The organism is Rhodovulum sp. PH10 (assembly GCF_000293785.1).
Taxonomy (GTDB): domain Bacteria; phylum Pseudomonadota; class Alphaproteobacteria; order Rhizobiales; family Xanthobacteraceae; genus Rhodoplanes.
Genome location: NZ_AKZI01000124.1, coordinates 1 through 18,907, shown reverse-complemented (window position 1 = coordinate 18,907; position 18,907 = coordinate 1). Strand labels below are relative to the sequence as shown.

Annotated in this window: 17 protein-coding genes and 1 riboswitch; of the genes, 6 read left to right on the top strand and 11 right to left on the bottom strand. The window is 68.3% G+C overall.

Translation table 11 applies throughout. The features are described from left to right. Positions 1-208: 208 nt before the first annotated feature. Positions 209-1,537 (top strand): ABC1 kinase family protein, encoded by a 1,329-nt coding sequence (locus tag A33M_RS18310; RefSeq protein ID WP_008390299.1) that lies wholly within the window; start codon positions 209-211, stop codon positions 1,535-1,537. Positions 1,538-1,560: 23 nt separating this feature from the next. Then, positions 1,561-2,214, top strand: a complete 654-nt coding sequence (locus A33M_RS18305) for a class I SAM-dependent methyltransferase (RefSeq protein ID WP_008390297.1) — start codon at positions 1,561-1,563, stop codon at positions 2,212-2,214. A gap of 23 nt (positions 2,215-2,237) precedes the next feature. On the opposite strand, the gene A33M_RS18300 is transcribed toward A33M_RS18305, so the two are convergent. The 5 genes from A33M_RS18300 to otnK all read right to left on the bottom strand — a co-directional run bounded on the left by A33M_RS18300 (position 2,238) and on the right by otnK (position 8,127). Continuing rightward, positions 2,238-2,999, bottom strand: a complete 762-nt coding sequence (locus tag A33M_RS18300; protein ID WP_008390295.1) for a DeoR/GlpR family DNA-binding transcription regulator — start codon at positions 2,997-2,999, stop codon at positions 2,238-2,240. Between the two features lie 242 nt (positions 3,000-3,241). Beyond that, complete coding sequence (locus A33M_RS18295) at positions 3,242-4,342, bottom strand: isocitrate/isopropylmalate dehydrogenase family protein (RefSeq protein ID WP_008390293.1); 1,101 nt, start codon at positions 4,340-4,342, stop codon at positions 3,242-3,244. A gap of 129 nt (positions 4,343-4,471) precedes the next feature. Further along, positions 4,472-5,809, bottom strand: a complete 1,338-nt coding sequence (locus A33M_RS18290; protein ID WP_008390291.1) for a GntP family permease — start codon at positions 5,807-5,809, stop codon at positions 4,472-4,474. A gap of 429 nt (positions 5,810-6,238) precedes the next feature. Continuing rightward, entirely contained in the window at positions 6,239-6,874 is a 636-nt protein-coding gene (gene otnC, locus A33M_RS18285) for a 3-oxo-tetronate 4-phosphate decarboxylase (protein ID WP_008390290.1), read from the bottom strand. Beyond that, positions 6,871-8,127 (bottom strand): 3-oxo-tetronate kinase, encoded by a 1,257-nt coding sequence (gene otnK, locus A33M_RS18280; protein ID WP_008390288.1) that lies wholly within the window; start codon positions 8,125-8,127, stop codon positions 6,871-6,873. The genes otnC and otnK overlap by 4 nt, the downstream gene beginning before the upstream one ends. Positions 8,128-9,134: 1,007 nt before the next feature. On the opposite strand from otnK, the gene A33M_RS18275 reads away from it, so the two are divergent. The 4 genes from A33M_RS18275 (at position 9,135) to A33M_RS18260 (ending at position 13,843) form a co-directional block, all read left to right on the top strand. Next, a complete protein-coding gene (locus A33M_RS18275; protein ID WP_202801948.1) occupies positions 9,135-9,560 on the top strand; it encodes a LysR family transcriptional regulator in 426 nt (141 codons plus the stop codon). A 329-nt stretch (positions 9,561-9,889) separates the two neighbouring features. Beyond that, positions 9,890-10,852 carry a dihydrodipicolinate synthase family protein gene (locus A33M_RS18270; protein ID WP_040621616.1) on the top strand — a complete coding sequence of 321 codons (963 nt, stop codon included), beginning with the start codon at positions 9,890-9,892 and terminating at the stop codon, positions 10,850-10,852. A gap of 34 nt (positions 10,853-10,886) precedes the next feature. Beyond that, positions 10,887-11,672, top strand: coding sequence for an SDR family oxidoreductase (locus tag A33M_RS18265; protein WP_008390279.1), 786 nt, complete (start codon positions 10,887-10,889; stop codon positions 11,670-11,672). A gap of 169 nt (positions 11,673-11,841) precedes the next feature. Continuing rightward, positions 11,842-12,047: riboswitch (cobalamin riboswitch) on the top strand. Between the two features lie 302 nt (positions 12,048-12,349). Beyond that, positions 12,350-13,843, top strand: coding sequence for a cobyric acid synthase (locus A33M_RS18260; protein ID WP_237718416.1), 1,494 nt, complete (start codon positions 12,350-12,352; stop codon positions 13,841-13,843). 15 nt (positions 13,844-13,858) lie between these two features. Here the strand turns inward: A33M_RS18260 and A33M_RS18255 are convergent, their stop codons facing one another. From A33M_RS18255 to A33M_RS18235, 6 genes are all read right to left on the bottom strand, one after another. Then, positions 13,859-14,758 (bottom strand): LysR family transcriptional regulator, encoded by a 900-nt coding sequence (locus A33M_RS18255; protein WP_008390275.1) that lies wholly within the window; start codon positions 14,756-14,758, stop codon positions 13,859-13,861. A gap of 162 nt (positions 14,759-14,920) precedes the next feature. After that, entirely contained in the window at positions 14,921-15,268 is a 348-nt protein-coding gene (locus tag A33M_RS18250) for a HypC/HybG/HupF family hydrogenase formation chaperone (RefSeq protein ID WP_008390273.1), read from the bottom strand. A 13-nt stretch (positions 15,269-15,281) separates the two neighbouring features. After that, positions 15,282-15,443, bottom strand: coding sequence for a hypothetical protein (locus tag A33M_RS24190; protein ID WP_008390271.1), 162 nt, complete (start codon positions 15,441-15,443; stop codon positions 15,282-15,284). After that, positions 15,443-15,784, bottom strand: a complete 342-nt coding sequence (gene hypA / locus A33M_RS18245) for a hydrogenase maturation nickel metallochaperone HypA (RefSeq protein ID WP_008390269.1) — start codon at positions 15,782-15,784, stop codon at positions 15,443-15,445. Before hypA ends, A33M_RS24190 begins: the two co-directional genes overlap by 1 nt. Before the next feature lie 192 nt (positions 15,785-15,976). Next, complete coding sequence (fdhF, locus tag A33M_RS18240; protein WP_008390266.1) at positions 15,977-18,154, bottom strand: formate dehydrogenase subunit alpha; 2,178 nt, start codon at positions 18,152-18,154, stop codon at positions 15,977-15,979. A 27-nt stretch (positions 18,155-18,181) separates the two neighbouring features. Next, on the bottom strand, positions 18,182-18,727 hold the full coding sequence (locus A33M_RS18235) for a 4Fe-4S dicluster domain-containing protein (protein ID WP_008390265.1): 546 nt from the start codon (positions 18,725-18,727) through the stop codon (positions 18,182-18,184). Positions 18,728-18,907: the final 180 nt, after the last annotated feature.

The following is an 18,907-nucleotide window of genomic DNA, read 5'->3' as shown; positions in this document are numbered from 1 at the left end:
GGAGCCCGGCCGCTGCCGAAGAGGCGCGATTGCGGCTCGCGCTCCGCCGACCCGCGCCCCGTCACCTCTCCTGCTCTGTGACGAAGTCACTTCGCCCGGCCGAAAGCCCGCTTATCACGGGTCGGGCGGGCAGAGCCCGCGGCCGCAGGGGCTGTTCTCGACCTCGCTCCTCCCCCACATGTCCACCCTGTCCCGGAAGGAGCCCCCGATGCCGCACTCGCACCGAACGATCGAGAGAAAGGCACTGCCGGTGCCGAGCTCGCGCCTGTCGCGGCTGGCGAGGCTCGGCGGGCTCGCCTCGTCCATCGCCGGCAACGTGGCGGCCGAGATGGGGCGGCAGCTCGCACGCGGCGAGCGCCCGCGGATCGAGGACGTGCTGCTGACGCCCGCCAATGCGGCGCGGGTCGCCGACCAGCTCGCGCGCATGCGGGGCGCGGCGATGAAGGTCGGCCAGCTGATCTCGATGGACGCCGGCGACATGCTGCCGCCGGAGCTCGCAGACATCCTCGCCCGCCTGCGCTCCGACGCGCACCACATGCCGTGGCCGCAGCTCAAGCGGGTGCTGATCCACGCCTGGGGCGCCGACTGGCGCAGCCGGTTCGCGACCTTCGACACCCGCCCGGTGGCGGCCGCCTCGATCGGCCAGGTCCATCGCGGGCGCACCCTCGACGGCCGCGACGTGGCGATCAAGGTGCAGTATCCCGGCGTCCGCCGCAGCATCGATTCCGACGTGAACAACGTCGCCTCGCTGCTGCGGATCGCGGGCCTGGTGCCGCGCGGCGTCGACGTCGCGCCGATGCTGGCCGAGGCCAAGCGCCAGCTGCACGAGGAGGCCGACTACGAGCGCGAGGGCCGCTGCCTCCGAACGTTCGGCACGCTGCTCGCCGACCGGCCCGAGTTTCTCGTGCCCGCGCTGTTTGCCGACCTCACCACCCCGACCGTTCTGGCGATGAGCTTCGTCGAGGGCCGGCCGGTCGACGATCTCGTCACCGCGCCTCAGGCCGTGCGCGACCGGGTGATGACGCTGCTGATCGGGCTCCTCTTCCGCGAGCTGTTCGAGTTCCGGCTGATGCAGACCGATCCGAATTTTGCCAACTACCGCTACGCGCCGGCGACCGGACAGGTGATCCTGCTCGATTTCGGCGCCACCCGCGCCTTTCCCGAGGCGTTTGCCGACCTCTGGCGCCGGCTGCTGCACGCCGGCCTCGCCGGCGAGCGCCCGGCCATCCGCACCATCGCCCACGAGATCGGCTTTCTCGCCGGCGACACCCCGGCGCGGCTGGAAGAGGCGATGCTGGCGATGTTCGAGATGTCGCTGGAGCCGCTGCGGCAGCACGAGCCGTTCGACTTCGGCGCCAGCGACCTCGCGGTGCGGATGCGCGAGGCCGGCATGGCGATGGCCGCGGACCACGAATATTTCCGCATCCCGCCGATGGACACGCTGTTTCTGCAGCGCAAGTTCGGCGGCATGTATCTGCTCGCCACCAGGATGCGGGCGCGTGTCGACCTGCGTGCGCTGGTCGAGCCGCATCTGTGATCGCACCGGGGGAGGGGCGGGGAATGCGAAAGGCCGCACGAGCGGGGTTTTGGGACAGGATCGCCGGGCGCTATGCCGCGAAGCCGATCAAGGATCCGGCCGCCTACGAGGCGATGCTGGCGGACGCCGCCGGCCGGCTGCGGCCGACCGACCGGGTGCTGGAGATCGGTTGCGGCACCGGCTCCACTGCGATCCGCCTCGCGCCGCACGTCGCCGAATGGACCGCGATCGACTTCTCGCCGGAGATGCTGCGCATCGCCCGGACCAAGGCGGCGAGCGCCAAGGAGGCGCCGAAGAACCTTCGCTTCGTCCTCGCCGATGCCCACGGCGCCTTCGACGGTGGACCGTTCGACGGCGCGCCGTTCGACGCGATCTGCGCCTTCCAGGTGCTGCATCTGGTCGACGACCTGCCCGGCACGCTCGAACGCATCCGTGCCGGCCTGAAGCCGGGCGGGATGTTGATCACCAAGACCTGGTGCTTCGCCGAGATGAAGCTCCGGCTGCGCGCGCTGTTCCTGGTCCTGCGCACGATCGGCCTGTTTCCGCCGGTCAACGCGCTGACCAAGGCGGCGCTGCGTGAAAAAATCCGCGACGCCGGCTTCGAGATCGTCGAGGAGCGCGTCTTCGGCACCAACCCGAACGGCCCCTATATCGTCGCCCGCCGACCCGGCCCGTAGCGTCCCGAGCGGCTGCCGCCGGGCTATTCGGCCAAAATCACGTCGACCCCCTCGGCGCGCACCGCCTGGGCGACGCTGTCCGGCAACCCGCGATCGGTGATCACCGCGGCGAAGGCGTCGAGCGGCACCGCGTTGATGGGCGCGACGATGCCGTATTTGGAGGAGTCGCACACCAGCATGCTGCGCGCCGCCGACTGCACGATCGCCCGCTTGACCACCACCTTGGATTCGGCCGGCGTCGAGATGCCGCCGATCGTCCAGGACGAGGCCGAGACGAAGGCGAGGTCGAAATTGAACCGCCGAATGCCTTCCGCCGCGCCCTCGCCGACGCAGGACTGGTTCTCGCGCTCCACCTGGCCGCCGGTGTGATAGAGCCGGCAGTCCGAGTTGCCGGTGAGGAACGCCGCGACCACGAAGTCGTTGGTCACGATCGTCAGGTCGCGTCGTCCGGCGAGATCGTGGGCGATCTCCAGCGTGGTGGTGCCGGCGTCGAGATAGATCACGGCGTCCTCGGGGACCAGCGCCGCGGCGGTGCGGCCGATCCGCGCCTTCTCGTCCGGCCGGATGCCGGATTTCACCACGTGCGACGGCTCGAGCGCGAGCCGCTCCGGCAGCCGGACGCCGCCCGACACGGTCATCACCCGGCCGGCCTTCTCGAGCTGCTGCAGGTCGCGCCGCACCGTCATGTGCGACACCTCGAGCAGCTCGGTCAGCTCGGCGATGCTGAGAATGCCCTTCTTGGCGAGCTGGGCCAGGATCAGATGCTGCCGTTCCGCCGGAATCACGTCGCGTCTCTCCTCCCCGTCGATCGCTGCCCACGGCCGTTCGTGCTCGGGGCCGGCGACACCCGTGTAGCCCATTCGCGCGCGGGGAGCGAACCGTGCGAACGGGAAAAAAAAACGCCGTGCGGCCGGCGCGGGGGGCCGGTCGCACGGCGATCGTCTCCGGGGCGCGGGGCGCGGGGCGCGGAGGAGCCGGAACTCCGCCGCGCCCCGGCAGGCCGGGGGATGGGGCGCGGTCGCCGGCGTCAGCCGAGCTTCGCCTTCTCGATCACCGCGATCACGCCGTCGCCGACGCCGGAGGTCGTGCCGTTGCCGCCGATGTCGGTGGTCAGGCCCTCCTTCTTGCGGACGAACTCGGCGACGCTCGCGTCGATCAGGTCGGCGGCCCGCTTCAGCTCGAGGCCGGGGTGCCGCTCGTCGAGCCAGTTCAGCATCATCGCGCCCGATAGGATGGTGGCGATCGGGTTGGCGATGTTCTGGCCGGCGATGGTCGGCGCCGATCCGTGCGACGGCTGGAACATGCCCCAGCGGTCGCCGGCATCGGCCGACGGCGCCATGCCCATGCCGCCGACGGTCGCCGGGCCGAGATCGGAGATGATGTCGCCGAACATGTTCTCGACCACGATCACGTCGTAGCGCTCCGGCCACAGCACCATGTTGATCATCATCGCGTCGACATAGGCGTAGTCGCGATCGAGATCGGGGAACTCGTCCATCACCTCGTCGTACACCTTGCGGAAAAAGGCGTAGGAGCGAAGGATGTTGGCCTTGTCGACGCAGGTCACCTTGCCGCGCCGGCCTTTTGCCGCGGCCCGTTGGCGGGCGAGCTTGGCGGCGGCGCGCACGATTCGCGCGGTGCCCATGCGCGAGATCACCATCGTGTCGGTCGCGATCTCGTCGTGCACGACGTTGCCGCCGTTGCGGCTGGCATAGAGCCCCTCGGTGCTCTCGCGCATCACGACGTAGTCGATGCGCGGATCCATGATCCGGCTCTGGACGCCCTCGTAATACTTCACCGGCCGGATGCCGGAATAGAGGCCGAGCGAGAAGCGCAGTCGCAGCACAATCTCCGGCTGGACCTCGGTGCCGTCGGGCAGCCGGACCTCCGGGATGCCGATCGCGCCGAGAAAGATCGCGTCGGCCGCCTTGCAGTCGGCGAACGCCTCGTCCGACATGGCGACGCCGGTGCGGCGATAGCGATCGACGCTGGTGTCCTGATATTGCAGGTCGAGTTCGAAGGTTCCGAGCTTCTTCTGGACGACGTCCAGCACGCGAACCGCCTCGCGGGTGATCTCTGGGCCGATGCCGTCACCCGGGATGACGGCGATCTTGAGCGACTTCGGCATGATGACTCCTCGTTGATGAGTTGTTGCGCGGAGCGTCCGGAGAGGTGGCGGGAGCGCTCCGACCGAGCCGGACGTGACGGCCGGCGTCTCGGGTGGTGCGCGACGGCGCCGGCCGTCGCGCGACCGTCGTCACAGCAGGAACATCTGGACGATCCAGGTTCCGAACAATCCGCCGAGTGCCATGAAGAAGCTGCTCGCGCTCATCGTGCGCAGGCCGGTCTTCATGTCGTAGCCGTTCATCTTGGTGAAGATCCAGAACAGGCTGTCGTTGACGTGGCAGATCAGGCGGGCGCCGGCGCCGGTGGCGAGGAAGATCAGGATCGGGTCGATCCCGAGCTGCTCGGCGAGCGGCGCGCACAGCGTTGCGGAGGTGATGACGGCGACGGTCCCCGAGCCCTGGATCGTCTTCAGGAGACCCGAGATGACGAACGGGATGAGGATGAACGGCAGGCCGCTGCCGGCCACCTGTGCCGCCACCGCATTGCCGACGCCGGAGTCCTTCAGAACGGCGCCGAGCGAGCCGCCTGCCGCGGTGATGAAGATGATCGGGCCGGCGGTCTTGAGGGAGTCGTCGACGATGTCGAGAATCTTCTCCCTCCCGAGGCGGTGGCCGAGCGTGACGACCGCGGCGAGCGTGCCGAGCGCGAGCGCGACATTGGCGTCGCCGACGAAATCGAACACCTTCGTCAGGACGTGACCCTTGCCGAGCATCATGGCGCTGGTGGTGTTCAGCAGGATCAGCACCATCGGCAGGAGAAGCGGGAACAGCGAGGCGAACAGGCCGGGCAGGTTCTTGTCCTGATCGTCCCCCTGGTCCGCCATCGCCGCGGCCTCGGCAGCGTCGTACTCCCACGGCTGCGGATCGGTCTTGCGCAGCCAGAAGACGGCGTAGGCCCAGCCGAACATCGTCATGAAGATGGCCGAGATGCCGCCGTACATGATCACCCGGCCGATATCGAGATTGAGCAGGCCGGCGACCGCGAGCGGGCCGGGCGTCGGCGGCACGTAGATCTGGGTCGCCTGCAGGCCACTCAGGAGCGCGACCGCGAGAACCGCGAAGGCCATGCCGCTGCGGTTGGAGATCGCCTTCGCCAGCGGCACGAGGATGACGTAGGCGACGTCGCTGAACACCGGAATCGAGACCAGATATCCGCTGATCGACATCGCGGCCGGCGAGTTCTTCTGGCCGAGGGCACGGATGCTGGCGAGCGCCAGGCGGCGGGCGGCGCCGCCGTCCTCGAGGTACTTGCCGAGAATCACCCCGAAGATGATGACGATGCCGATGCTGCTGAGAATCTTGCCGAAGCCGCCGGTGATGTCGTGAATGACCTTGTCCGCGGGCAGGCCCGACAGGAGGCCGATCACCACGGCGCTCACGAGCAGTGCCACGAAGGCGCTGATCTTCAGTCGGATGGCCAGAAACAGCAGAATGGCGAGGCCGATCAGAAAAGCGAGAACGAGCGTCACGACACTTTCCTCCGTGCTAGCCGATCGGTGTGGTGGGGCAGGCGAGCTGTCGGCGGGCCGCACGTTCGCCTTGCGGTGAGGCCGCGCCGGCGGCCGGCCGGCGGCACGATCGGTGCCCCGGGTGCCGTGCTCTCTCGCTCGTCGGATGAAGAGGCCGTCCTGTTGTTCTTCGCATGTTTTGTTCTCCCCGTCCTTAAAACACGTCCGCGACTGTCGCGGACGGCGCGCAGTGTCGCCCCACCGGTCGGCAGTATGTTTCGATGGTCTTCGAGAGGTCGACGCGAGGCGGTCGATGTCGCGCCGCCGAGGCGACGTGACACGGAGCGCCCCGATCGGAAACGGGGGACGATGTCGGGGCCGCGTGAGCGTTGCCGCGGCCGGGCTCGCGTCGCCTCGAACGGCATAGCCGGGGGACGCAAGCCGAGCATCTCATCTCCTCAGCTCGGAAATCTGGTCGTCGGTCAGCCAGCGGATCTCTTCGCCGCGCAGCAGGAAGAACAGCTTCGCCGTCTCCTCGAGCTCCTCCATGTTGTCGACCGCCTCCTCGAGCGTCTTCCCGAGCACGACCGGGCCGTGCGAGGCGAGCAGGAAGGCGCGCGCGTCGCTGTGCCTGGCGAGCGCCTCGAGGTCGTCGGCGATCCGCGGGTCGCCGGGGCGGCGGTAGGGCGAGACCGGCAGGCTGCCGACCCGCATCACGTAGTAAGGCGTGAACGGGCGCAGCGCGTTCTCGTGGTCGAGATCGCGGCGGCACGACAGCGCGGTGAGGTAGGTCGAGTGCAGATGGACGACCGCGCCGGCCTCGGAGCGCGCACGAAACAGCGCGCGATGGAACGTCAGCTCCTTCGAGGGCTTCTTGCCGGCGAGCAGGTTGCCGTCGGCATCGATCTCGGAGATCTCGTCGGGCTGAAGCCTGCCGAAATTGCTTCCCGTCGGCGTCACCAGGATACGGCCGTCGTCCAGCCGCACCGAGATGTTGCCGGCGCCGCCGACCACGAAACGCCGATCGAACAGCGACTTTCCGAGCGTGCAGATGCGCTCGCGCAGTGTGCTCGCGTCTCCGGTCATGCGTCTTGCTCCTGGCAATCGAAGAAGAAGCGCGCCTGCCCGAAATTGCCCGACTTGAGGGCCATCGAGACGGGCCTGTCGACGGCGCGCACCCACGGCACGCCGGGCGCGATGGTCGGCCCGATATGAAAGGCGGTGACGCCGAGCGCCTGCACGACGGCGCCCGAGGTCTCGCCGCCGGCGACGATGAAGCGGTCGAAGCCGGCCGAAGCGAGCCGCGCCGCGAGTGCCGCCAGGGTCTTTTCGATGGCGGTGCTCGCCGCCGCGCCGAATGTTTGCTGAACGGCCTTCAGCCCGGCGGGATCGGTGGTCGCATAGACCAGCGGCCCCCACCGCTTGCCGCGGTTTTCCAGCACCCAGCCGGCGAGCGTCTCCGCGTATCCTTCGGGATCGGCGAGGCAGCGGGCGACGTCGATCGCGCGTGCCGGCGCCTCGGCGCGATAGGCGGCGACCTGCGCATTCGTCATGGTCGAGCACGAGCCGGCGAGCACCACCGCCGCGGTGCCGAGCGGCTTGCCGGCTTCCGCCGCGCGGACCGGATCGACCAGCCGATCGCTCCAGCTCTTCGCCATGCCGGCGGCGAGGCCGGAGCCGCCGGTGACCAGCGGCATGTCGGCGACCGCCGCGCCGAGCACGTCGAGATGAGCGTCCGTCAGCGCGTCGAGCACCGCATAACGATGACCTTCTGCCTGCGCGCGCAAAAGCGCGGCGCGCACGGCGTCGACGCCCTGGTCGACCACGTCGGCGGTGATCACCCCGCAGGTTCCGCGCGACTGCGCCGCCATCAGCCGCACCAGGCTCGGGTCGGTCATCGGCGTCACCGGGTGGTGCCGCATCCCGGACTCCGACAGCAGCACGCCGTTCACGAACAGATAGCCGTTGTAGATGGTGCGGCCGTTGATCGGCAGAGCAGGGCAGACGACGGTGAAGTCCGTGCCCAGCGCATCGAGCAGCGCGTCCGCCACCGGGCCGATATTGCCGTCTTTCGTGCTGTCGAATGTCGAGCAGTATTTCTGATAAATGCGCGTGCAGCCGTGCCGCGTGAGCCAGGCGAGCGCGGCGAGGCTGTCGGCGATCGCCTCTGCCGGCGGGCAGGAGCGCGACTTCAAGCTGATCACGACCGCCTCGGCCTCGGGCCGCATGGTGTCCGGCGGCACGCCGATGACTTGCGTCGTGCTCACGCCGGCCGACACGAGAAAGCCGGCGATGTCGGTCGCACCGGTGAAATCGTCCGCGATGACGCCGATCAGCATGGCGGGTGCTCCTCGAGCATCGGTCACGCCGCGGCGCGACCGAACGGGCACAGGGGTGCGTCCGTCGCGAGACGGGCCGCGGGCGGTGTGGACGCGCGCGCCGGGTCGCGCGGCAGCGAGGTGCCGTGCGGGGGCCGGTGCGGCGACCGGAGCTCGGGGGTCGTCACGAAGAGCGGCCGGGACGCGGCGAACCGGTCACGGCAAGAGAAACGTACTGCGCGGAACCAGGGACGAAACGGTCCGCGATCCGCTCGGGCTGCCTGGAACTCCAGGCTTCCCAAGGGGTATCACAAATATTCCCGTAGACAAACAAGAATTCACGTGACCGCACAGGTGCTGCGCCGCCCGGTCATGCCGGCGTCCCTGCGGGAGGGGAGTGCGTCGTGTCGACGGCAATCACTGGTGGTATCGAGCGCCTGAAAGAACGTTTCGAGGCGTGTGACGTGCTGATGTTCCTGCGCAGTGACGTGATAGGGACAGAAATGCGCAAACCCGATGTGATCGTCGTGTGGGTGGCTCGGATAGTTCCCCGGTACCACCCCCGTCAGTCGACCGTGCTCTCCCCAAGGAGGGGATCGAACCTTCTCGGATGTTCTCCCGATTGTGCGACGCGTTTTCAGATCGGCGTCGCTCGTCGAAGTGATCACCAACCGTATGCCTCGCGACACACGAACGCGATCGTTTCGCAGCCAACCTCTGCCGGATGCGCCGACGTGAAATGCCCTTCGAATGATCAACGCTGCCGATCTTTTGATCAGATGTGCCAGAGGGGTTCGGAAACGGCAGGTGATATGATGAGCAACCGCGATATTCATTGCGGATGCATTATAATCAATCACACTTTTTCATTTGAACGATTAATTGGCCTTCTGCCAGTCTGCAGTCGTCGACGAGAGTTGAAGCGGCAAATCCGCGGCGACAAATCTGCGGCTCGAGGTTCGGAGCTCGGAGTATGGACGCCGAGAAAAGGTCCGAGAGGCGAGAAATGAGACTGGTTGCATTGTTCAGTGTCGCTGCATCTGTCACAGCCGGCACTCAGCCAATGCATTCGCCAGCTCGAGGATCATATCGGCAGTCCGTTGTTCAGCCGCACGACGCGAAGCGTCAGTCTGGCACCTCTCGGTATGAGCTTTCTGCCGCACGCGCGCGACCTGTTGAGTCGCTTCGATGCGCTGACGACCGACGTTCAGGAGGTGCTGCCGAGCCTCGCGCTGCCGCGCAACGCGCACTCCTTCATCCGTCACCGTCCGCTGACCGAGCCGCGCATCCGCCGCACCATTCGCATGTTCTGGAAGAGCAATGTCGGCCTCTCGCCGGCCGCGATGGCGATCCTGGCGTCGATGCACGACGCGATCTCGGCCGACCGTGCGATGACGCTCGACCAGAAAGTGGACTGGAAGCTCGACGAGCTGAAGAGAGTGTTGGCACGCTGACGACCCGACCAGCGTGCAGACCGGAGGCGGCTCGCCCGCAGATAAGGCTGGCCGATCGATTGTTCCGCATTTACGATTTGCGGCGGCGGTGATTTGCTCCGACAGTGCCGCCTTCGAACACGTCCGCGGGTGCGGAGGGCCGCGTCGGCGTCCGGCCCGGCGGATATCGTGCAGTTCGTCTTCGCGCCCGATCGACGGGGCGCCGACGTTCCGTGTCCCGGCCGGTCTCGCACGAGATCGGGTGATGCCGGGGCCCGGCGGGCGACCGGAAACGCCCGTGGAACGCGGCTTTCCCGTCGTCTCGTGGTGCCATCGGCTCGGGAACCATCATGACCTTGGACGCGCGTGCCAGCGGTGTGTTTGCGATTGCGGCGACGCCTTTCGCCGCCGACGGAGCCCTCGACCTCGACGGCGTCGACCGGCTGACCGACTTCTATCTGAAGGCCGGCGTCAGCGGCCTCACCATTCTCGGCATCATGGGCGAGGCGCAGAAGCTCGAGCCCGAAGAGTCGGTCGCGATCGCCAAGCGCGTGTGCGCGCGGGCGAACGTGCCGGTGGTGGTCGGCGTCTCCGCGCCGGGCTTTGCCGCGATGCGGCGGATGGCGCGCGAGGCGATGGAGGCGGGCGCCGCCGGCGTGATGATCGCGCCGACGCCGGGGCTGCGCACCGACGATCAGATCGTCGATTATTTCGCGCAGGCGGTCGAGGCGGTCGGCGCCGACGTGCCGTTCGTGCTGCAGGATTATCCGCTGACGCTCAACGTCGTGATGACGCCCGGCGTGATCCGCCGCATCGTCGAGCAGAACGCGTCGTGCGTGATGCTGAAGCACGAGGATTGGCCGGGCCTCGACAAGATCTCGACGCTGCGCAAGTGGCAGCGCGAGGACGGCCTGCGGCCGTTCTCCATCCTGTGCGGCAACGGCGCGCTGTTTCTCGACTTCGAGACCGAGCGCGGCGCCGACGGAGCGATGACCGGCTACGCTTTTCCGGAGATGCTGGCCGACGTGGTGCGGCTTCAGAAGGAAGGCCGGCGCGACGCCGCGCACGACATCTACGACGCGCATTTGCCGCTGGTGCGCTACGAGCAGCAGGCGGGAATCGGCCTCGCGGTGCGCAAATACGTGCTGTGGCGGCGCGGCGCGATCGCGACCGACGCGCTGCGCAAGCCCGGTGCGTCGCTGAACGCGGCGGCACGCGCCGAGGTGGACTATCTGTTGTCGCGTGTCGCCCGCATCGATCCGCGCGCGGCGCTCCGACCCGTTGCTGGCGCGCCGGGCGCGCCTCCGGCGTGATGAGAACGAGTCCGTAAGACGAAAGGACGAAAACTTGAATCTCGAGCTCGACGGCAAGACGGCGCTGGTTTTCGGCGCAGGCGGTGGTCTCGGCGGCGCGATCGCGCGCTCGCTCGCTGCGGAAGGCGCGCGGGTGGCGGTCGCCGACATCGATGCCGATGCCGCGAAGAAGACCGCCGACGCCATCACCGGCGCCGGTGGCACAAGCCTGGCGCTGACCTGGGACATCTCGGATCTCTCGGTGCTGCCGGGCCATCTGAAGGAGATCGGGGCGGCGTTCGGCCCGGTCGACATTCTGGTCAACAACACCGGTGGTCCGCCGCCGACGCCGGCCGCCGGCCAGCCGCCGGAAATCTGGTCGCAGTGGTTCGATCGGATGGTGCGCTCGGTGATCGCCGTGACCGACGCCGTGCTGCCCGGCATGCGTGCGCGCAAATGGGGCCGCGTGATCACGTCGACCTCGTCGGGCGTGGTGTCGCCGATCCCCAATCTCGGCATCTCGAACGCGTTGCGCCTCGCGCTGGTCGGCTGGTCGAAGACGCTCGCGCGCGAGGTCGGGCGCGACGGCGTCACCGCCAACATCGTCCTGCCGGGCCGCATCGCGACCGGCCGCATCGTCTTCCTCGACGAGCAGAAGGCGAAGCGCGAGAACCGGCCGGTGGCGGAGGTTTCTGCCGAGAGCACGGCCTCGATTCCGGTGGGTCGCTACGGCGATCCGCGCGAGTACGGCGACACTGTCGCGTTTCTCGCGAGCACGCGCGCGTCCTACATCACGGGCTCGGTCATCCGCATCGACGGCGGGCTGATCCCCGGCATCTGATGCCGGAACACGGCGAGCGGCATTCCGACCGGACCCGACGAGAACGAAGGTCGACCGACGAAGCCGGCGCGGACGCTCCTCCGCGCCGGCTTCTTTTCGTCGCAGGTGCGCTGCCGCTCGGCCGCTGCCCCGGGTTTTGCCCCGGCTTGCGCCGCGCGAGAGTTCGTGCTCATTTGACGCCGTCTTCGGTGCCTCGTGAGAGGTGAATAGGGAATGCGGTGCGGCGGGCTCCCTGCGAGCGTCGCCCATGCCGCGGCTGCCCCGCAACTGTGGGCGGATCGCCGTCGGTCCAGCCACCGAGCGCTCGAGTTCGGCGAGGACGGCCGGCGGCCACGATCCGCGAGCCAGGAGACCGGCCGGAGACACGGGTTCAACTCGTTCGATGGCGGGTCGAGAGGCGGAGCGCACATGTCCATTCAAATCTGATTGTGTCGTGCGGCCCGCAGCGCCGTCGGGCGACGCCGGTGTCGCGATCTTCTGCTTTCATCGAACGTGTTCCGCCGCGCGACGTGAGCGCGGACAGCTCGGCGTGCGCCCGCAGCGGCGTTGCCGAGGCCGAAAATTATTCGGATCGTCTCATGACCAAAAATTGCCAGGACAAAGAAGTCGCCACGCTGATCGAGCGCGTCGCCTGGACGCCCGCTCCGGGCAATCTGCCGCGGCGCGCGCGCACGCTGATGATACAGGGCACGGCGTCGGACGTCGGAAAGAGCATGGTGGTGGCGGGGCTGTGCCGCGCGTTCGCGCGCCGTGGGCTGGTGGTGCGGCCGTTCAAGGCGCAGAACATGAGCAACAACGCGGCGGTCGCCGCCGACAGCGATCTGCCGCCCGGACCGGACGGCGAGATCGTTTTTGGCGAGATCGGCCGCGCGCAGGCTCTACAGGCGCGCGCGTGCAACGCCGCGCCGTCGATCCACATGAACCCCGTGCTGCTGAAGCCGCAGACCGACATCGGCTCGCAGGTGGTGTTGCGCGGGCGTGTGCTCGGCAACTGCCCGGCGCGCATCTATCACCGCATGCGTCATCACATGATGCCGGCGATTCTCGACAGCCTCGACCGCTTGCGCGCCGAGGCCGACCTCGTGCTGGTGGAAGGCGCGGGCTCGGGCGCGGAAGTCTATTTGCGCTCGTCCGACATCACCAACATGCATCTCGCGGCCGCCGCCGACCTGCCGGTCGTGATTCTCTCCGACATCGACCGCGGCGGCACGATGGCGGCGATCGTGGGCAGCCACGCGCTGCTCGATCCGGCCGATCGGGCGCGCGTGGTCGGTTACGTCGTCAACAAGTTCCGCGGCGATTTCTCGCTGTTCGAGCCGGGCGTGAAGACCATCACGGAATGCACCGGCTGGCCGTTTCTCGGCGTGCTGCGCTGGTTCGCGCATGCCGACCGTTTGCCGGCGGAGGATTCGCTGGCGCTCGAGCGGCCGGCGACCGGAGAGGGGCGGGGGCTGAAGGTCGCGGTGCCGCGGCTTTCCCGCATCGCCAATTTCGACGACCTCGATCCGCTCGCCGCCGAGCCGGGCGTCGCACTCCGCTTCGTCCAGCCGGGCCATGCGATTCCATCGGACACCGACGTGATCATTTTGCCGGGCTCGAAGGCGACCCGCACCGATCTCGCGACGCTTCGCCGCGAGGGCTGGGACATCGATATTCTCGCGCATGTGCGGCACGGCGGCCGGGTGGTCGGGTTGTGCGCCGGCTATCAGATGCTCGGGAAGGTGGTGCGCGATCCGCAGGGGCTGGAAGGCGAGCCTGGCGAGACCGCGGGGCTCGGGCTGCTCGACATCGAGACCGAGATCGGCGGCGAGAAGCGTCTGGTCGAGATCGACACGATCGACCGCCGCAGCGGCTGCCGCGTCACCGGTTACGAGATGCACATGGGCCGCACCACCGGCCCAGGGTTGTCACGGCCGTGGCTGATGCTGGACGACGGCGCCGGAAACCCGCGGCCGGAAGGCGCGGTGTCGGCCGACGGTCGTGTGGCCGGGGCCTATGTGCACGGCCTGTTCGGCTCGGATGCGTTTCGTGATCACTGGCTGCACGCGGTCGGTGCGCAAACCTCCGCGCTCGACTTCAAGGCGCGCACCGAGGCGGCGATCGACGCGCTCGCCGATCACTGCGAGCAGAATCTCGATCTCGACGCGCTGCTTGCGCTCGCACGACGCTGATGAAACGATCCGCGGTCAGGCGATCGAGGCGAGGGCGGGCGCGATCGCGCGCGCCTCGGCGATCAGCGCCGCGGTGAGCGGCGGCTGCGGGTCGCGCTTGGCGACGACGAGGCCGATCAGCGTGGAGACGTCGGGCGCGACGATCGGCACCGTCTCGATCGTGCTCGGCATCGCCAGCTCCTCCGCCATGACGCGCGGCATCACGGTGGAAAGCCGGCCGGCGCGCAGATGCGTGGCGAGCACCACCATCGAGCTCGATTCCAGCATCGGTTCGACGGTGACGCCGGCCTCCTGAAAAATGCGGTCGATGATGCGGCGGTTCTGCATGTCCGGCGTGAGCAGGCACAGTGGCAGCGTCGCGACCTCTTCCCACGTCACCGACGGACGATTGGTGAACGGGCCGCCGCGCGGCGTCACCAGATAATAACGTTCGCGATAGAGCGGTACCTCGGCGACGCGGCCGACCGGCTCGTTGTCGAGATAGGTGAGGCCGGCGTCGGCCTCGAGGTTTTCCAGGAGCGACAGCACCTCGGTCGAGGTGTGCGAGGCGATCGAGAGGCGGATCTCCGGATGGCGCTGCCAGAAGGCGGCGGTGAGCCGGTAGACCACCGGCAGCGCGGTCGGAATGGCGGCGATGCGCAGATGCCCCTTCAGGCCGAGCTTCATCGTCTCGATGTCGGCGTGCATCGCCCGCATGTCGCCGACGATCCGCCGCGCCCATTCGAGCACGCGCTCGCCCTCCGGCGTGAAGCCGAGAAAACGCGCGCCGCGATCGACCAGCGGCACGCCCATCATGCTTTCGAGTTGCTTGATCGCCGCGGACAGATTCGGCTGCGACACGCCGCACACTTGCGCCGCACGGCCGAAATGCTTTTCGCGGGCGAGAGCCAGCAGGAACTCGAGTTTCTCTTGCATGAACGATCTGTGAGCGCGGTCCGGCTACCTGGGGACGAGGCCCGTCGGCGGCCCGTGCCGCGGCGCAATTTATACCATGTTCGGGGCGCGGCCTATCGGGGGAATCGCTATGGTTCGGACGACCCGGTGGTGGTGACGGCGGCGTGTGTCGCCGGGGTCGCGTCAGGGCGCGCCGTCGCGACGCGGGTCGGGCCGGGCGTCGTGCAGAGCGTCGTGGAGGACGTCGTGAAGCTCGCGCAGATCGAGCGGCGTGGTGTCGCCGCGCATCGCGGCGAACATCTGCAGGCGCGAGCGCGCGTCCTCCTCGTCGACGATCGAAAGCGCGAAGCCGGCATGGACCAGCACCCATTGGCCGACCATCGCCTCGATCGCCTCGCGCGATTCTGCGAGCAGTGCGACCGACACCGCGTCGGCCGTGCCGGTCTGGTCGTTCGACTCGGGCGCGAGCGCGACCATCGCGCGCTCACGATCGAGAACCTCGACGATCTTGCGCGGGAGCGCGATGCACATCGCCGGGCCCGCGTCAGGCGGCCGGACGCGGCGGCGCGTCGCCGGTCACGACCTCGTGCAACACCGTCGGTGCGGCGGTGCCGGGACGCCATTTGGCGGCGGGATGCGCCGGGTCGGTTTTGGTCGTCTCGGCGCCGCGGCGCGGCTCGTGATCACGTCCACAATGCTCGCACATCATCGTACCTCCATTTCGATCAAACGCATTCGATCGCCCCCGGTGGGGTCGAGACGAACGCCGCCGCAGTGCGGGCAGGCGTCCAGGCGGGATTCGACCTCGACCGCGGCGCCGCAGTCGAGGCAGGTGGCACGGCCGGGCGGCCGCTCGATCTCGAGCGCCGCGGCGTGCAGAAAGGTGTCGCGCGAAGAGATCTCGAAGGCGAAGCGCAGCGCTTCCGGATCGAGGCAGGAGAAGCGGCCGATCTCGAGACGCAGGCGCTTCACCGTGCGAAAGCCGCGGCGGCGGCGCTCGCCGTCCAAAAGCTCGATCAGATTCGCGCAGATCGTCAGCTCGTGCATCGCCGGTCTCGGTGAGGAGAAAGAGCCCTCCTCCCGCGGGCGGGAGGAGGGAAGGGGCGCGGCGGGCGGAAACGAAGGTCCGCCGCGTGTTCGGTGAAGCCCGAGCCTTGCCATCGTCCGTGCCCTCGTCCTTCGAGACGCACTCCTGCGGAGTGCTCCTCAGGACGAGGTCGAGCTCGGTCGCCGGCAAAATCACGCCGGCTCGGCGACGCGGGCGTCGGCGGGAATCGGGGTCGCGCCCTTGGCGAGCTTCGCCTTCAGCTCGGCATACTCGTGCTGGACGTAGTTCTCGGCCCACACCTGATCGGCGATCGCCTCGACCCGCACCGCCGAATACTTGTATTCGGGGGTCTTCGAGATCGGGTCGACGTGATGGACGGTGAGCTCGTTGCACGCGCCGATCCACCACTGGTAGGTCATGTAGACCGCGCCGAGATTGGTGCGATCGGTGACGTTCGCGCGGGCGATCACCTTGCCGCGACGCGACTGCACCCACACGAGATCCTGGTCCTTCACGCCAAGCGGAGCGGCGTTCTTCGGGTTGATCGTGACGTAGCCCGGCTCGTCGGCGAGCGTGGTGAGCGCCTGGCAGTTGCCGGTCATCGAGCGGCACGAATAGTGCCCGACTTCGCGCACCGTGCAGAGCACCAGCGGGAAGCTGTCGTCGGTCTTGTCGAGCGGCGGCCGCCACTCGGAGGCGAACAACAAGCCCTTGGTGCTCTTGGTCTGGAACTTGTTGCCCTTGTAGAGCCACTTCGTTCCGGGGTCCTTCTCGTCGATGCACGGCCACTGCACGTAGCCGAGGCCTTCCATCTTCTCGTAGGTCGCGCCCTTGTAGATCGGGCACAGCGAGATCAGCTCGTTCCAGATCTCCTCGGTGTCCTTGTACTTCATCGGATAGCCGAGCGCGGTGGCGAGCAGGCTGTGGATCTCCCAGTCGTGCTTGAGGTCGCCCTTGGCATTGACCGCCTTGTAGGAGCGCTGGAAGCCGCGATCGGCGGACGAGAACACGCAGTCGTGCTCGCCCCACGAGGTCGCCGGCAGCAGGACGTCCGCGAACATCGCGGTCTTCGTCATGAAGATGTCCTGCACGATGATGAAGTCGAGCGCCTCGAAGCCTTTGCGCACCGCGGCGAGGTCGGGCTCGGTCTGGGCCGGATCCTCACCGAAGATGTACATGCACTTCAGCTTGCCGGATTCGGCCGCGTGCGGCACGTCGGTGAGCGACATGCCGGGGCGGTCGGGCAGGCTCGGCACGCCCCACGCCTTGGCGAACTTCGCCCGCACCTCGGGGTCGCTGACCTGCTGGTAGCCGGGATAGACGTTCGGCAGAACGCCCATGTCGCACGAGCCCTGGACGTTGTTCTGGCCGCGCACCGGGCCGACGCCGACATTGGGCTTGCCGAGATTGCCGGTGAGCAGCGCGAGGCCCGACAGCCCCTTCACCACGTCGACGCCCTGGCCCCACTGGGTGACGCCCATGCCCCACAGGATGGTGGCGGTCTTGGCGCCCGCATACATCCGCATCGCCTCGCGGATCTGCGAGGCCGGCAGGCCGGTGATGCCCTCGACGTACTCGGGCGTGTATTTCTCGACGATCTTCTTGTACTCGTCGAAGCCTTCCGTGTAGTTCGCCACGAACTCCTTGTCGTACAGGTTCTCGGTGATCAGCACGTTGGCGAACGCGTTGACCAGCGCCATGTTGGAGCCGTTGTTCAGCCCCAGCCACAGGTCTGCGAGCCGGGCGGTCTCGATGTGGCGCGGATCGCAGACGATGATCTTCGCGCCCTTCTCCTTCGCCTTGACGATGCGGCGGGCGACGATCGGGTGCGAATCGGCGGCGTTGTAGCCGAAGCACAGGATGCAGTCGGTGTCCTCGATCTCGCAGATCGAGTTGGACATCGCGCCGTTGCCGAGCGTGGTGGCGAGGCCGGCCACCGACGGCGCATGGCAGACCCGCGCGCAGTTGTCGATGTTGTTGGTGCCGATCACCGCGCGGGCGAACTTTTGGGCGACGAAGTTCGATTCGTTGCCGGTGCCGCGCGACGAGCCCGTCATCATGATGGCGTCGGGGCCGTGCTTCTTCTTGATGTCGGCGAGACGGCCGGCGGTGTAGGCGATCACCTCGTCCCACGACACGGCGCGGAACGGCTCCGAGCGCGAGGTGCGCATCATCGGCTGCTTCAGGCGCGGCGTGAGGATCTTGGTGTCGTTGATGAAGTCGAAGCCGTACCAGCCCTTGAGGCAGAGCTCGCCCTCGTTGGTCACGCCGTTCAGCGGCTCGACGCCGACGACCTTGTCGTTCTCGACCAACAGGTTGAACTTGCAGCCGGAGCCGCAGTACGGGCAGACCGAAATGGCTTTTTCCATGGTGTCACCTCGCGGTGTGAAGGGGAATCAGGCGACGACGCCGAGCGCCGCCTCGGCCGCCGCGCGCTCCTGACGGAGCTTGCGGGTGGCGTCGAGCGCGCTCTCGTCCATCACGTGGAGCGCCTTGGTGGGGCACACCTCGGCGCAGGCCGGGCCGTTCTCGCGGCCAATGCAGAGGTCGCACTTGTGCGCCTCGGCCTTGGTGCCGCTCGACAGCTGCACGCCGGCGAAGCTGCGGGTGGCCGGCACCGAGATCACGTCCATCGCGCCGAACGGGCAGGCGACCACGCAGGTCTTGCAGCCGATGCAGCGCTCCTGGTCGACCTGCACGGTGTTCTGCCGGTAGACGATCGCGCCGGCCGGGCAGGCATTGAGGCAGGGCGCGTCGTCGCAGTGATGGCAGGTCACCGGCGTCGAGATGTTCAGCGTGCGGATCAGCTTGAGACGCGGGGCGAAGTCCTTCTTCGTCATCGCGCCGACGTCTTTGCTGGTCTGGTGGGCGAGAACACAGGCGATCTCGCAAGTCCGGCAGCCGATGCACTTGGCCGGTTCCGAGACGATGAGTCGATTCATCTGAACGTCTTCCTCGAGATTTTGGCTTGAGGGGGTGAGGGCGGAGCCGGCCCGGTCCGAGACGACCGTGCCGGTCGGGGCGCCGCGGGCGCCGTCGCGAAACCCGGCCCCGCCCGCGCGCGCGCGGCAGGCCATACGGCGGGGCGCACCGCGCGGGGCGCCGCCGCCGGGCTCGCACGC